Source organism: Brumimicrobium sp. (assembly GCA_023957385.1).
In the GTDB taxonomy this organism is placed as follows: Bacteria; Bacteroidota; Bacteroidia; order Flavobacteriales_D; family Crocinitomicaceae; genus Brumimicrobium.
Map to the genome: position 1 here is coordinate 1,897,782 of JAMLGZ010000001.1, position 15,423 is coordinate 1,913,204.

Below are 15,423 nucleotides of genomic sequence, written 5' to 3' on the forward strand. Positions count from 1 at the left end.
TTTTAGATTTGAAAAATAAATTATTTTTCTTAGAATTTACCATAAAATTGCAATTATTTTGCTTTTTCTGATGATAATTATGAATTCAACAAGCACTACGTTATTTCTTATATAAGAACATCATCTTATTAACCTCGATTAGATAAACTCCATTTTTCAAGTCTTTGGAAGAAAACGATTGCTGTTCTTCTAAGTTTATTTCTTTTAATAATCTACCCGAAATATCATAGATAACAATTCTACTACCTATGATATCACAATTAGAAAATACAATGACTTCATCGGAAGATGGATAAGATTTGAATTCTACAATTAATTCTTCTTCTATTAATTCAACATCCTCTACTGATATACATTGTTTTTTATGCAATAGAAAAGGCGATCTGAATGTACCTGATTTTAATCCATATACGGGATTATTTACGATATCATTTCCATACTCAGATAAAGATTCAAATGTTCCATCTGTACTCATTCTTCGGAGTTCACAATTATCATTATCCCAACTCCAAGCCAACCAAGGAATATCATATTGTTCGCATAATTGAAGTAAAAAGGAATAATCTAATTTGTATTGACAGTTTTTTGAATCATCTTGATAATTAGCAAATTCACCTATAACAATCGGATAATCTATATATAAGGTATTTGTAATCAATTTCTCCATGCGTGTAAGATTGTTGCCTGCGTAATAATACCAATATGCATGTGCACTAAAAATTAGATTTTTTCTTGTATCTGCTTCCATCAATGAAGAAGCTGCTTTATCAAAAATGGTAATATCCTGACCGCAATCTGGCGCATCGATCATAAGTGGAAACTCAAAATTATTCGCTCGTAAATCTCGAATAATCTGGCTATATACATTAATATATCGTTGAACTGCCTTCCCCGGAAATCCTGTCCATTTCCTTTTGAGTGCTTCATTTGCAATGTTCACAATTATATATTCTTTATGCTTTTGAAGTACTTCTGCTACATCGTTTCGTGTAAGATAACGAGCTAATTCCATCAATGCTTTTTCATCATCTGAGCAGGTCTGATCATGCAATTCCAGTATGGGAATCATTTTATTCCGAGCACAACGAGCTATGATTGTATCTAAATTAGCAACTGTATATTCCGGTTTATTACTGTTGACATACCACACTAAACGTACACAGTTGGCACCCGTTTTCTCAATTTCTTTTAAATTATCGTTGTTTACATTAGCTCCCCAATCGAATGGTGCATAGTTAACTCCTCTTAGGAGTATAGGTGTTCCACAAATATCATAAAGGATTTTACCTGAGACATACATGGTGGAATGTTGGGCTACTATAAGAAATGAAAAACTAAGAATAGTTATAAATAAGATGTATCTAGGGTATTCTCGCATGTTATGTATTGTAAGGGCAAAACTATCCAAAAAATATTAGTAAAAAAATATCCTAAATAATATACATATTTTGTGAAATTATTATTTTTGTATATGCGATTTTTTGTTCACATAAATTTGATTGTCTGATGATATATTCCTTCCTCAGAATATTAGACAAACAACGCATAAATATCCATATCCATTTTACACACCCCAAAAAATCACAATACCTCTTTCAGGTATTACTATTACTTTATTTCTCAAATAATAATCAATTAAATATAAAACAATGACAAAAGGTAAAATGCTCTATGAAGGGAAAGCAAAACAGGTTTTTGAAACTGAAAAACCGAATGAAGTAATTGTTCGCTTCAAAGACGACGCAACTGCATTTAATGCACAGAAACGCGGAACAGTTCAACTCAAAGGAGAGATGAATAATGCTATTACTTCTCATATTTTTGATTATTTGGGTAAAAAAGGAATTGAAACACATTTTATACAGAAGTTAAATGAAAGAGAACAATTAGTTAAAAAAGTCCACATCTTTCCATTAGAAATGGTTGTTCGAAATTATTCTGCTGGAAGTATGGCGCAACGCTTAGGTGTTGAAGAAGGTATCAAATCCCCAGTAACTATTTTTGATATTTGCTATAAAAAAGATGAACTAGGTGATCCACTTATAAATGATTATCATGCTATCTTTTTAGGAATTGCTACTCGTGAAGAACTGGATGTTATCTATACATTAGCCGCTAAAATTAATACACTACTTATCGAATTGTTTGATAAAATGAATCTTCGTTTAGTTGATTTCAAAATTGAGCTAGGAAGAACAAGCGATGGTAAAATTGTGTTGGCAGACGAAATATCTCCTGATACCTGTCGATTATGGGATAAAGACACCCTGAAAAAATTAGATAAAGATAGATTTAGAAGAGATTTGGGCGAAGTTACTGAAGCTTATGTGGAAATTCATGAACGTCTATTAAAAGCAATTGGCTAAATTCTTTTTATGAAAAAGAAACAATTTACTTCAAAAAATGCATATCTTGATGCATTTACACATTCTCCATATCAAAGGAATTCTTTAAAAAAAGAAGAGCCTTTTGACTCAATTTCAGAAGAGTGTGGAATTTTTGGGATTTATTCAACACATCCAATTGATACGTTCTCCCTCTCTCAATTTGGACTTTTTGCACTGCAACACCGTGGACAAGAAGCGTGTGGAATATCTGTTTTAAAGGATGAAACAATAGTTAATTTCAAGGACGAAGGATTGGTTCTCGATGTATTTAAAATGATCCCTAATCCAGAGGATTATATGGGAAATGCCGCAATAGGACATACCAGATATACAACAGCAGGAGATAAAAAGAAATATAATTTCCAACCTTTTTTTGCGAAAAACGAATACGACCAGATTATTGTTTCTATTGCGCATAATGGTAATCTTACTAATGCAGATGGATTGCGCAAAGAATTGGAAGACGAAGGCGTGGTGTTTAAAGCCACTTCCGATTCAGAAGTCATTTTGCGGTTGATTCAAAAGAATCTAGAACTCGGTTTGGAAGAAGCCATTAAAATAACCATGAGCAAAATCAAAGGAGCTTATTCGGTAGTTGGTATTACCCAAGATACGATGTTTGCTTTTCGAGATGCGTTTGGCATTCGTCCTATGGTGTTAGGTACTATTGACAAAGAAACCTATGTCATTGCTTCTGAATCAGTCGCGTTGGATGCTGTAGGCGCGCAATACGTTCGAGACGTTCTGCCAGGGGAAATAATTTTTACCAATAAAACAACGAATGGCACACATAGCGTCATGATTGATGGAAAGAAATCAAAGCGTATATGTTCGTTTGAATATATCTATTTCGCACGCCCCGACTCGGTTATTGAAAACATCAATGTGTATGAGGTACGGGAAAAGTCAGGAGAAAAAATCTGGACACAAAACCCAGTAGATGCAGATATTGTCATTGGAGTACCTGATTCTGGTGTGCCGGGAGCGATTGGTTTTTCCAAAGCTTCAGGTATTCCTTTTTATCCAATTTTAATTAAGAATAGGTATGTTGGTCGGAGTTTCATTGTACCTTCACAGGAAATGAGAGAGCGGGTGGTTAATCTAAAACTCAACCCCATTGCTTCGGCTATCAAAGGTAAACGAATTGTAGTTATCGATGATTCTATTGTTAGAGGAACAACTTCCAAGCGTTTAGTAAGTATTTTAAAACAAGCTGGAGCCAAAGAAATTCATTTTAGAAGTGTTTCTCCTCCTGTCATTGCTCCGTGTCATCTAGGAATTGATACTCCTACAAAAGATGATTTAATCTCCGCTAATATGAGTATCGAACAGTTGCAAAAATACCTCAATGTAGATTCGCTTGATTTCCTGAGCATTGACAATCTAAAAGCAATCTTAGGTAGTTCCGATTATTGTTTTGGTTGTTTTACGGGAAAATATCCGGTAGATAAGGAGTAATAATGGTTTATTGTGAGCCGATTATTCAACTTTTTTCTTAGATAAAAATTTAAAAATAACTGGTGTAGTTACCAAAAGCATAATACCTATAATGATAAATTCTAAATTATCTTTTACCCAATTGTTATTTCCTAATATATATCCTATTGCACAACTATCCGAAAGTTTGAAATTTAAAAAAATGTCTGAAAAATCCTTTATTTTTGGTTTCGACTAAAAAACAAATTTTATGGGACTTTTCAGACGATGCAAAAATAATAACAAACCTTTAATTCGCCAAATAATAGATTTCGTACCTCGTTGGATGTTGGAGGCTTGCTCCAAACAGTTTCAAGGTGACAAAGGCTGTAGTAAATATAAAACTTACGACCAGTTTGTGGCAATGACTTTCGGACAGCTGAATAAATGTTTAACATTAAGCGATATTTCTACTGGTTTAGGTGTGAATGAGACGTATATTAAGGACTTAGGCTTATTACAAAGTCCTGCACGTTCAACAATGAGCGACGGTAATAAAAAGCGGAATTGGAAAATCTATGAAACGCTATATTTTAGACTCTTAAAACACTATGAACGCATTTTAGCAACTAAACATCAAAGCAAAATCATTGAGGAAATTAAAGACCAAAAAATTAAACTCATTGATAGCACCACAATTAGCCTCTGTTTATCGATGTTTGATTGGGCAAAATTTCGGACAGCTAAAGGAGGAATTAAAATCCACACTTGTTGGGATGATTATTTAATGATTCCTGATATGATAAATATAACTGAAGCCAAAATGCATGATCGCTATGGTTTATCTCAACTTATTTTTCCAAAAAACACCATAATCGTTGAGGACAGAGGCTATTTTGATTTTCAATTAATGTTAAATCGAATACAAGCAGAAAATGTTTTTGTTACAAGAATAAAAAACAACACTGTTTATGAAACCATTCAAGAAATAGAATTACCCGAAGTCGATGATCAAGATATCTTAAAAGATGAAATTATCAAACTTTCTGGTCAGAAATCGAAAGATTGTGGTATCGACCAGCATTATTTGAGATTAGTACATGTTTACAAACCAGATGAAAACAAAGTAATTGAAATTATAACAAATCAATTAGAATGGAAAGCTAGGACAATCGCTGATTTGTATAAGAAACGATGGGATATTGAACTCTTTTTCAAAGCAATTAAACAAAATCTACAATTAAAGACATTTATTGGAACGAGTGAAAATGCTGTAAAATCACAAATTTACATTGCTCTAATTTCATATCTTATACTTGAATTGATTCGTAGAACCACAAAAAAGAAAGTACAGTCATTCTCTAATTTTGTCGAAAAAATCAGAATTTGTTTACCTTTTTATCTCTCCTTGAATTATGTGTGTGACTCAATTTCTGAAGGCGCTAAGAAAATTAAAAGAGATAAACCTCCTAAAATATTTGATCAATATGACTTATTTTCTCAATAAAACCCGATATAATGACGATTTTACTAAGATATAGAAGGAATTATCAAGATTTTTAAAAACTTTCGGATGAATGTGATCCTATTGTCATTAAACTTCCAACCCATAAAATACCCCCAATAATATTGTAGTAGGCAAATTTCCTATATTCCATCTTTACTGTTCCTGCAATAATAGGTGCAAAGGTTCTTACAATAGGTAAAAATCGAGCAATGGCAATAGCAAAACCACCTCTTTTATCGTAGAACTCCTTTGCTGTTGCAATATGTTTTCTTTTTAAAAACCATGTATCTTTATCCCTATTTATAATATGTGAAAATTTATTTCCAAACCAATACCCAAAGAAATTGCCTAAAATGGTTGAAGTCATAAACATAATCATCCAAAAAGGCAGATTGAATAGACTACTTTCAAACGGATAGTGTACTTCATTTGCCGAGGCAATCACCATTCCTGAAATAAAAAGCAAAGGGTCTCCAGGTAAGAAAAACCCAACGATTATACCTGTCTCAATAAATAAAATTAAAAGAACTAAATAAAGTCCGCCATTTCTCATTATCCAATCTGGATCTAAGATATGTTGAAATGTTTCAATAATGACTTCCATGTTTTGAAGGATTTTAAGGGTTAATAGTTAAGAAAATATAGGCTACGAGATTCACTAATAGAACTACTCCATATACAAAATTACTCCGCCCACCAATTAATGAAAGCATTACTGTAAAAATGGAAATGACCAATAAAATGATTGGGAGAATCTCAAGCCCTAGCACAATTGGAAAGTCATAGATATAACTTGCTACAGACACTGCAGGGATTGTTAATCCAATGCTAGCTAAAGCAGAACCAAGAGCTAAATTTAAGCTCGTTTGTAAGCGGTTGTTTCTCGCAGCACTTACAGCGGCAATTCCTTCAGGCAATAGAATAACCATTGCAATGATGATTCCCACTAAACTTTTCGGAAGACCATAACTCACCAATAAATCTTCAATCGGATGAGAAAGTGATTTTGCCAATAACACAACAATAATCAGACTAATTAACAAAAACACTAAACTGATAACTAACGACCAATTGGAAACATCATCCATTTTCGAGTGTTTTTTATTTGGCTCATCATCAGTTATTTCAGGAATAAAATATTCGCGATGTTGATTGGTTTGAGCGGAAATAAAAGCGACATAAATTGTTAAACACGCAAAAATTTCAAATATCAATTGTGAACGGGTGTAAAAAGGACCAGCATGGCTATTGGTAAACGTAGGTAAAATCATTGTAAAAGCAACGATAGACACTAATGCAACCAATGCAATTTTGACCGAATGAAAAGAAAACGTTTGGGTATGAAATTTTCGGCTACCGATGAATAAAGAGAGTCCGACGATTCCATTGAGAATTAACATCACTGCGGCATATACCGTATCTCTGGCAAAGGAGGCATACTCAGAACCGCCCGTAGTCATTAAAGAAATGATAATTGCCACTTCAATGATGGTGATAGAAACAGCCAAGATAATCGTTCCGAAAGGTTCTCCAACCCGATGAGCCACAATTTCGGAATGATGAACTGCACTCATCACACACAAAATCAGAAGAATACCAGCAATGGATTGATAAAAGATATTGTCATCTAATAACCCTGAATAATATAACCCGCTGGCTATAAGAGGAATTGATGTAGTCCATTGATAGAGTTTTCTGATTTTTTTCATTCAATTGATTTATTTTCGTTTTATCAATTGCCAAAATTATGTTTATCTTGTTTTTTTTTAATTATTAAAATGTTATTTTTTCACAAAAAAAGAATTAAAAACTCATTTCTTTATTATCAATGTAGATGGAATGTGCGACAACCAAAGGCTTTTTGAATCAACTAATTTCTTCCAGCTCCTTTTGACTTAAAGGTAGAACAGTTTCAGAACCTTTTATTTGGAAAGTTTCAACGGTAGTTTTTGGTTGTGTGACTATGGATTTTGTGGCATTACTAAATATTTTGGGAGAAGAAAAAAATAAGTTTTGAAGACGAAGCTACAAGAAACAGTAGTACTACAGTGTTTAGGCTAGAGAACTAAAAAAATGAATTTGTTTTTAACACAGAATCTATGTGGTTTTTTAAACTCGCTCCGCTCAAACACTAATTTTTGTTATAGTGATTACACTGTTTTGGTACCGATTAAAATTTATGCGACATCCCAATCACGGCAATAATTCCAATAGAAATACTTATTTAAAATCGCAGATTAAAAGCAGATATCCTTCTACTCTTTCATAAAATTTTTAGTATAGCCTGATTTTGTTTTCGTTTTTGGAATTGCACGTAGCAAGGATATTCCGGTCAATAGTATTATCTTTTCAATTAAAATTGGTACAAATATTCTGATTCATTTGAAAGGCAATAAAGTCGTCAGTGAACATTGTAAAAATTACCCACATTCAATAATTGTCAAATGCATATATCCTCAAAAAATCCATTATTTTTGAAAATTCAATTTCAAAAAAATGGCAAAAAAATTCGGAAAAACCTGGTGGGGAGAAAAATGGTTGTTGGCATTAAATAACATCGATTACAGTAATCGACTTCCACGAGGGGCAACTTATGCAAGGAAAGGCGCAGTACAGCAAATAAAAATTACTGAAAATAGAATTTCAGCCAAAGTTGCTGGAAGTAGAAGAACACCTTATAAAGTTGATATTATTCTACCGCCTTTTTTTGAACCTGAATTAGGGAAATTTATGGATGCTATTGCCAAAAAGCCATTCATTATTTCCAAATTATTGAATCGAGAATTGGACCCATCTTTATTGGAAATGGCCGAGAAAGAAGGCTTGAAGGTTTTTCCACAGCAATGGACGGATTTCAAGATGCAATGCAGTTGTCCAGATTGGGCGGTGCCGTGTAAACATTTGGCTTCGGTAGTTTATAAACTAAGCGAAGAAATAGACAACAATCCGTTTCTTGTTTTTGAACTCCATTTGCTCGATTTAATTGACGAATTGAAGAAAAGAGGATTGAACATCAATTCAGAAGTAGTAGAAATTCCAGTTTTGACCGATTTTTTCTTTGAGAAAGGAAAAACAAAATCGAAGAAGAAATTCGAATTTGATAATCAGAACGCTTATCAAAAACTTTCTTTTGCTGCACTTTCACCCATTCATGAATCGCTGTTTTTGCTTTTAACAGAAAATCCTGTTTTTATGATAGTAATGCCGACTTTAAAGAAAAATATGCCAAGCAAATTCAACGAATTGTCAAAAATGGACAGCGTATTCTTAGTGGGAAAGTCAGCTTTTCTAATGCATTAAAACAAGCAGAAAAAGACACATCTTCTGTGAATAAACACAGTGTAAATAAAGTTTTGATTGACGAAAATTTTGATGCTTTAATCAAGATTAATGAAACTAATTTCTCTGTTCGGGATTTTATGTTGGAAATCAGTCAAATTCCATCTAATAAAACCTTGGATTATCAACCGTCCACGGCATCTTTGCATACGTTATTTCATTTGGCTCTTCATCTGGTTTCCAACGGTGCAATTGTTCCTCAAATTGTGATAAAACCAAGTAAACAATACGGGATTCGTTGGTTGCCTGCGTTTATCAGTAAAGATGTAAGAGCATTAACGGAGAAAATGACTGAAATTTTACCACCAGATATTTTTTGGTGGCAAACTCCGAAAACTGAAAAAATCATTGAGAAAGATACAACCACTAACTTATTGTCGGTTTTCATTACCGAATTGATGGATTTGTTGTCAGGAGAAGAAACGCAGGATGTTTTTAATAATTTATTTTTCAAAAATCAAGAATATGCATTTGATGCCCCAGGGGAAGGAGCGTCGGCTGGAGGAATTCAAACATGGTTGCAGAAATACTATCTGACGCAAGGAAAAATAAGACCTCAATTAGTAGTTTCAGAAGGCATTAACGACAGTTTTTTATTGGAAATTAACGTAACTGGATTAGATGAAACGTCAGAAGAATATATTCCGTTACGGGAAATTCTTTCATTAAAAAAATATGAAAACCAAAAGTTGGAGGTGCTACAAACCATGGCTACACTCAATGATTTTATTCCAGGTTTGGAAGCGTATATCAATAGCAATGGAGCCGACTTCATGGAAATGAATACCGAAACCTTTACGCCGTTTTTACTTCTTATGATTCCAGTAATTCGTTTGCTGGACATGGATATTTTATTACCCAAATCTTTGCAACAAATTTTAAAACCAAAGCCGAGTGTAAAATTAAAAGCAAAATCAGGGAAATCATTCTTGAGTATTGATAAAATGCTTGAATTTGATTGGCAAGTTGCCATTGGCGATACCGTGATGAGTGAAGATGAATTTAGAAAATTACTCAAAAAATCAGACGGACTGATAAAATATAAGTCGCAGTATATTTATGTTGGGCAAGACGAATTGGCAAAACTTCATAAACATTTTTCTTCCACGAATGAACTTTCTGCTTTTGAGATGCTACGAGTTGCGCTAAGTGGCGAATATGAAGGCGCAAAAGTGGCTTTGGACAAGGAAGTAACCCAATTGATGAAAGAATTGACAGAAGTAAAAGAAATTCCTTTGCCAAAAATCAATGCGACACTTCGTCCGTACCAAAAACGAGGTTATTCCTGGATGTATCGAAATGCCAAAATTGGGTTCGGTTCGGTACTTGCCGATGACATGGGATTGGGAAAAACTTTACAAGTTATCACCACCTTACTGAAATACAAAGAAGATGGAATGCTCGATGAGAAAAAAGCATTGGTGATTGCCCCTACAGGATTGCTAACCAATTGGCAAGCCGAGATTGAAAAATTCGCTCCATCACTTTCTGTGTGTTTATTTCACGGAACAAATAGAAAAGTAGCGGATGAATATGATATTTTACTTACTTCCTACGGAGTTGCTCGTTCAGATGCTACGAATTTAAAGAAAATGCCTTGGCATTCTGTAATTATCGACGAAGCCCAAAACATTAAAAATCATGATACGGCACAATCAAAAGCTATTAAAAGTATCAAAGCCGATAATTTTATTGCGATGAGTGGAACGCCTGTCGAAAATAGATTAAGTGAATTGTGGAGCATCATGGATTACAGCAACCGAGGGTTTTTGGGCAATGCAAAAACGTTTAAGGATGATTTCGGAACGCCGATAGAAACCTACAATGATATTGAAGTTGCTGAAAAATTGAAGAAAGTAACGGCTCCATTTATGATGCGGCGTTTGAAATCCGATAAATCCATTATTAGCGATTTACCAGACAAAATAGAAATGGATGTTTTCGGAACTTTGGCAAAAGAACAAGCCAGCCTCTACGAAAAAACTTTGGAAGAAGCTTTAATGGCCATCGATGCGATTGATGCTACAAATAGCAAGGAATTATTTCACCGACAAGGTTTAGTTTTACAAATGATTTTGGCATTGAAACAGATTTGTAATCACCCTACGCAATTCTTGAAAAACAACAAATTAGACGCTTCGTTAAGTGGAAAAATGGATTTGCTTTTCGATAAATTAGATGCCATTCTTGAAAGCGGTGAAAAAGTATTGATTTTTACACAATTCAAGGAAATGGGCAATTTATTACAGCATTTTATTGCCGAGCGTTATAACGAAACACCTATGTTCTACCATGGTGGTTGCAATGTGAAGCAACGCAATGAAATGGTGCATAATTTCCAAAACAATCCAGCAGATAAAATCTTCATTCTTTCCTTAAAAGCCGCAGGAACGGGATTAAACCTAACCGCAGCCAATCATGTTATCCATTACGATTTATGGTGGAATCCCGCAGTAGAAGCCCAAGCCACCGACAGAGCTTACCGTATCGGACAAAAAAGCAATGTGATGGTGCATCGTTTCATTACCAAAAATACTTTTGAGGAACGCATTAACGAGATGATTCAATCCAAAAAAGCACTCGCAGAAATGACGGTTTCGACAGGAGAAAATTGGATTGGTAATTTAAGTAATAAGGAGTTGAAGGAGTTGTTTGAGATGGGGTAAATGCGTATATAAATAGCAGCATTAAAAATAAAAAGAGCGAATAAGAAGTAAATTAATTCTGAAATGTTGACTTTCTATTTTATTGAAATTTTAAAAGTCCTATTAAAAATGTGATAGATCACACGAAAGTCCTTTGAAAAATGTGATAATTTACACAAAAGTTCCATGAAAAATGTGATACTTGTTGTTTTTATCGTATTTTTGTGGAATGGAAAGAGCGATTTTAACGAAATTAAACCATTGGAAGCAAGCTGATAATAGAAAGCCTCTCTTATTGAAAGGTGCTCGTCAAGTTGGTAAAACTTGGGTTATGAAAGAATTTGGTCGTAAATATTATGAACAGGTGCTTTATATCAATTTCGAACGAGATAAATTATTGCAAAATTTATTCAAAACCGATTTTAATATTTCCCGAATTTTAACTGCTTTACAAGTTCAATCTGGAATAGACCCCAAGGCTGAAAATACACTTATTATTTTTGATGAAATACAAGAAGCTGAAGGTGCATTGACCGCCTTAAAGTATTTTCAGGAGGAAACGCCTGAGTATCATGTTATTGGAGCCGGTTCTTTATTGGGAATTGCATTGAACAAATCATCTTTCCCTGTTGGTAAAGTTCAATTTTTAGAGATGCATCCCATGAGTTTTTCAGAGTTTTTGGAAGCAATGGGAGAAGGTCTTATTTTAAACTTGTTGAAAGAAAAAGATTGGAATTTGATGCAGACTTTTCATGAGAGAATTGTCGATTTATTAAAGCAATATTATTTTGTAGGCGGAATGCCGGAAGCCGTTAAAAATTATGTTGATCATCGAAATTTTGAAGAGGTGAGAAAATTACAAAAAGATATTTTAACAGCTTATGAACTTGATTTTTCAAAACATGCACCTCCGCAAATTATACCTAAAATAAGGATGGTTTGGAACAGTTTGCCTTCACAGTTGGCAAGAGAAAATAAAAAATTTATTTATGGTTTGGTAAAAACCGGTGCAAGAGCGAGAGAATATGAAGACACACTGAATTGGTTGGTGAATTACGGTTTAATTCATCGTATTTATAGAATCACCAAACCTGGATTTCCGATTCGCTCGTATGAGGATCTGAAAGCGTTTAAGATATTTGCTTTGGATACCGGACTTTTAGGAGCTTTGTCGGGTTTGGATGCTCAAATTTTACTTCAAAAAAACAAGCTTTTTACAGAATTTAAAGGTGCGTTGACCGAACAGTTTATTTTGCAACAACTTATTAGCGAAAATGAAATTCATCCTAATTATTGGTCGAATGATACATCGAGCAATGAAGTTGATTTTATTATAGAACATCAACAAAACCTGTATCCGTTAGAAGTGAAAGCAGAAGAAAACCTACAATCAAAATCGTTAAAAAGTTACCATCAGCATTTTGAACCAAAAATGAGTATTCGAACCTCTTTGGCTCATTTCAGAAATGATGATTGGTTAATCAATATTCCGTTGTATGCCATTCGAGAAATTCAGTCGATGATTCAGGGGGTGGAATGATTCTTTGTCGGATACTTTTCAAGTAATTTTGCACACATATTAGATAAAATAAAATTATCTTAGCACCAACAAAAAACAAAGACTATAAGAATAAAATAAAAAATAGATAAAATATTAGCGTTACTAGCTAATTTCTTTCCTCATAAAATCGCCAATTTTAGAGTACAGAGAGAAAAAGCGAAGGGAATGCGCCTGTATAGGCGTGTTCTTTGCTGTTTTTCAATTCTGTACAGGTGTTTGGCGATACCGATGAGGAAGAGAAGATGTAAATGCAAAGACACGCTTCTTTTTTTTAATACAGGCAAATATGAAATTATACCAAACTCTCGAATCCCAACTCAAAAAAGAACCCAATTACGTTTCTGACAATGGCGAACTCAAAAAATGGGTAGTTATTAGCAAAGCGCAAAATTTTGATGAAGAACTTATCGCCCTTTTGTTAGAAAATGAAACAATAAAAGCCTATTTCTTTAAAGAAATTGTAGGCGTAACTGTTTTTAATCAAGTTTTATTTCTTCAGTTTTTAGAACAGAAAAACTACCTCAATGACAGTTATACCCAATTCAAAAACAAAGTGGGCTTAACCATTGATGGGAAATACCTCAAACAACGCAACGAAGTAGCTTTAGTTTGGCCATTTAAGGATTGTATCTTGGAAGGCGGACAATCTCGTGAAGAAGACAAACGAGAAGAAATTTTCTTTAATGAAGTTTTGGCACAAGATGAAATTACGCAATTGTTAGAACCAAAGGTGTTGACCAATGCTAAACATTTTTCTAGTGATGGAGAGAAACCTTTTGAAAAATTCAACAGAAACGAAGAAGGAACAATTACCGACAACTTGATTATCAAAGGGAATAACTTATTGGCATTACACTCTCTTAAACAGGAATTTGCTGGGAAAGTAAAGTTGATTTATATCGATCCGCCGTATAATACAGGAGGAGATTCATTCGGATACAACGATAGATTTAATCATTCTTCTTGGCTGACCTTTATGAAGAGTAGATTAGAGGTGGCGAAAGAAATGCTTTCGAATGACGGAAGTATATTAGTGCAAGCAGATTGGAATGAGATACATTATTTAAAAGTATTACTCGACTCAATATTTAAACGAGAAAATTTCAGGAATGAAATTATTTGGGCCTATCATGGGCCTGGCTCACCAAAAATGAAACAATATAATAGAAAACATGATACTATTTTATGGTATTCAAATACTGATACTTGGATTTTTAATGGTGATGATGTTCGTATGTCTTCAGAGGTACACGTAGGAGGTTTTAATAATGAAATGAGTTCTTCTGTTAGTAATGAATATACGAATAAGGGAAAAATACCGGAAGATTGGTGGGAATTAGGACGAGATAAAGAAGAGTTTGTACAAGAGATGAGTGTTCTCTATGATGAATACGAAAAAATTAAAAATAAAGATTGGTGGAAAATGGCGGTTGCAGCAAGAATTAGGGTTGATGGACAAAGACGATCAGGTTATTTAACTGAAAAGCCATATAAGTTAATAGAAAGACTTATTAAGGCTCATACAGATGAAGATGATTTTGTTCTTGATTTTTTTGCTGGTAGCGGAACTACAGGTTTTGTTGCAAATTATTTAAATCGAAAATTTATATTAGTAGAACAACTTGATAATACGCATTCAATTATTGACAAAAGATTTAAAGGGATTGATTACACCTACCTTGAACTCAAAAAATACAACCAAACCTTTATCGAGCAAATAGAAATAGCAAAAACCACCGATGAATTATTAAGTATTTGGGAGCAAATGAAAGAAAAATCATTCCTCAATTACAATGTAGATATTCAAAAACAAGAGAAACATATCGAAGAATTTAAGTCACTTACATTGACGGAGCAAAAACAACACTTGATTGAGGTTTTAGATAAAAACCAGTTGTATGTGAACTTGTCGTCATTAAATGATGAAAAATTTGAGTGTACGGAGGGGGAAAAACGTCTTAACCGGGATTTTTATGAAGGAAAATAACTATCTTAATGTTAAAACCACATAGATACATAGAAAAAACTATGTTCCTATGTGGTTAGAAAATAAATAAACTGTGTATGTACATAAAAAACTATGTCACTATGTGGTTCAAGAAAAAAACATGTGGTTAAACTATAAATTATGGTAACAAAAAAATATTTAGATGAATTAACTTATGAGGTAATCGGAAGTGCAATTGAAGTTCATAAAATAATGGGTAGAGGCTTATTAGAAAGTGTATATCATCAATGTATGATAGAAGAGTTAAAACATAGGAAAATTAATTTTCAAACAGAGATGAAAATCCCCGTAGATTACAAAGGTAAAACACTAAATATTGATTTCAGATGTGATTTGTTTATTGAGAATTGTTTGGTTGTGGAACTAAAAGCAGTTCAAGAAACGAATTCTATTTTTGAAGCTCAGTTGCTAACCTATATGAAACTATTGCAAATCCCTAAAGGAGTTCTTATCAATTTCAATTGCTCAAACATTTTCCATGAAGGACAACAAACTTTTGTTAATGAATACTTTAGGAAATTAATTTAAACCACATAGATACATAGGAAAAGACTATGTTA

Annotated in this window: 11 protein-coding genes; 8 read left to right on the forward strand and 3 right to left on the reverse strand. The window is 33.5% G+C overall.

Annotated elements, in window-relative coordinates; genetic code table 11:
* Positions 1 to 100: 100 nt before the first annotated feature.
* Positions 101 to 1,378 carry a cellulase family glycosylhydrolase gene (locus tag M9897_08330; protein MCO5268887.1) on the reverse strand — a complete coding sequence of 426 codons (1,278 nt, stop codon included), beginning with the start codon at positions 1,376 to 1,378 and terminating at the stop codon, positions 101 to 103.
* A gap of 271 nt (positions 1,379 to 1,649) precedes the next feature.
* On the opposite strand from M9897_08330, the gene M9897_08335 reads away from it, so the two are divergent.
* The 3 genes from M9897_08335 (at position 1,650) to M9897_08345 (ending at position 5,310) form a co-directional block, all read left to right on the forward strand.
* Positions 1,650 to 2,366 carry a phosphoribosylaminoimidazolesuccinocarboxamide synthase gene (locus tag M9897_08335; GenBank protein MCO5268888.1) on the forward strand — a complete coding sequence of 239 codons (717 nt, stop codon included), beginning with the start codon at positions 1,650 to 1,652 and terminating at the stop codon, positions 2,364 to 2,366.
* 9 nt (positions 2,367 to 2,375) lie between these two features.
* Positions 2,376 to 3,845 (forward strand): amidophosphoribosyltransferase, encoded by a 1,470-nt coding sequence (gene purF / locus M9897_08340; GenBank protein ID MCO5268889.1) that lies wholly within the window; start codon positions 2,376 to 2,378, stop codon positions 3,843 to 3,845.
* A gap of 229 nt (positions 3,846 to 4,074) precedes the next feature.
* Complete coding sequence (locus tag M9897_08345; GenBank protein ID MCO5268890.1) at positions 4,075 to 5,310, forward strand: IS4 family transposase; 1,236 nt, start codon at positions 4,075 to 4,077, stop codon at positions 5,308 to 5,310.
* Positions 5,311 to 5,362: 52 nt separating this feature from the next.
* On the opposite strand, the gene M9897_08350 is transcribed toward M9897_08345, so the two are convergent.
* Complete coding sequence (locus M9897_08350; protein ID MCO5268891.1) at positions 5,363 to 5,914, reverse strand: VTT domain-containing protein; 552 nt, start codon at positions 5,912 to 5,914, stop codon at positions 5,363 to 5,365.
* A gap of 13 nt (positions 5,915 to 5,927) precedes the next feature.
* Positions 5,928 to 7,019 (reverse strand): ionic transporter y4hA, encoded by a 1,092-nt coding sequence (locus tag M9897_08355; GenBank protein MCO5268892.1) that lies wholly within the window; start codon positions 7,017 to 7,019, stop codon positions 5,928 to 5,930.
* A gap of 787 nt (positions 7,020 to 7,806) precedes the next feature.
* Between M9897_08355 and M9897_08360 the strand changes: the two genes are divergently transcribed.
* The 5 genes from M9897_08360 (at position 7,807) to M9897_08380 (ending at position 15,391) form a co-directional block, all read left to right on the forward strand.
* Positions 7,807 to 8,610 carry an SWIM zinc finger family protein gene (locus tag M9897_08360; GenBank protein MCO5268893.1) on the forward strand — a complete coding sequence of 268 codons (804 nt, stop codon included), beginning with the start codon at positions 7,807 to 7,809 and terminating at the stop codon, positions 8,608 to 8,610.
* 26 nt (positions 8,611 to 8,636) lie between these two features.
* On the forward strand, positions 8,637 to 11,315 hold the full coding sequence (locus M9897_08365; protein MCO5268894.1) for a DEAD/DEAH box helicase: 2,679 nt from the start codon (positions 8,637 to 8,639) through the stop codon (positions 11,313 to 11,315).
* A gap of 208 nt (positions 11,316 to 11,523) precedes the next feature.
* Positions 11,524 to 12,834 (forward strand): ATP-binding protein, encoded by a 1,311-nt coding sequence (locus M9897_08370; protein ID MCO5268895.1) that lies wholly within the window; start codon positions 11,524 to 11,526, stop codon positions 12,832 to 12,834.
* A gap of 307 nt (positions 12,835 to 13,141) precedes the next feature.
* Positions 13,142 to 14,842, forward strand: coding sequence for a site-specific DNA-methyltransferase (locus M9897_08375; GenBank protein MCO5268896.1), 1,701 nt, complete (start codon positions 13,142 to 13,144; stop codon positions 14,840 to 14,842).
* Between the two features lie 141 nt (positions 14,843 to 14,983).
* On the forward strand, positions 14,984 to 15,391 hold the full coding sequence (locus tag M9897_08380) for a GxxExxY protein (protein MCO5268897.1): 408 nt from the start codon (positions 14,984 to 14,986) through the stop codon (positions 15,389 to 15,391).
* The last annotated feature ends 32 nt before the right edge of the window (positions 15,392 to 15,423 follow it).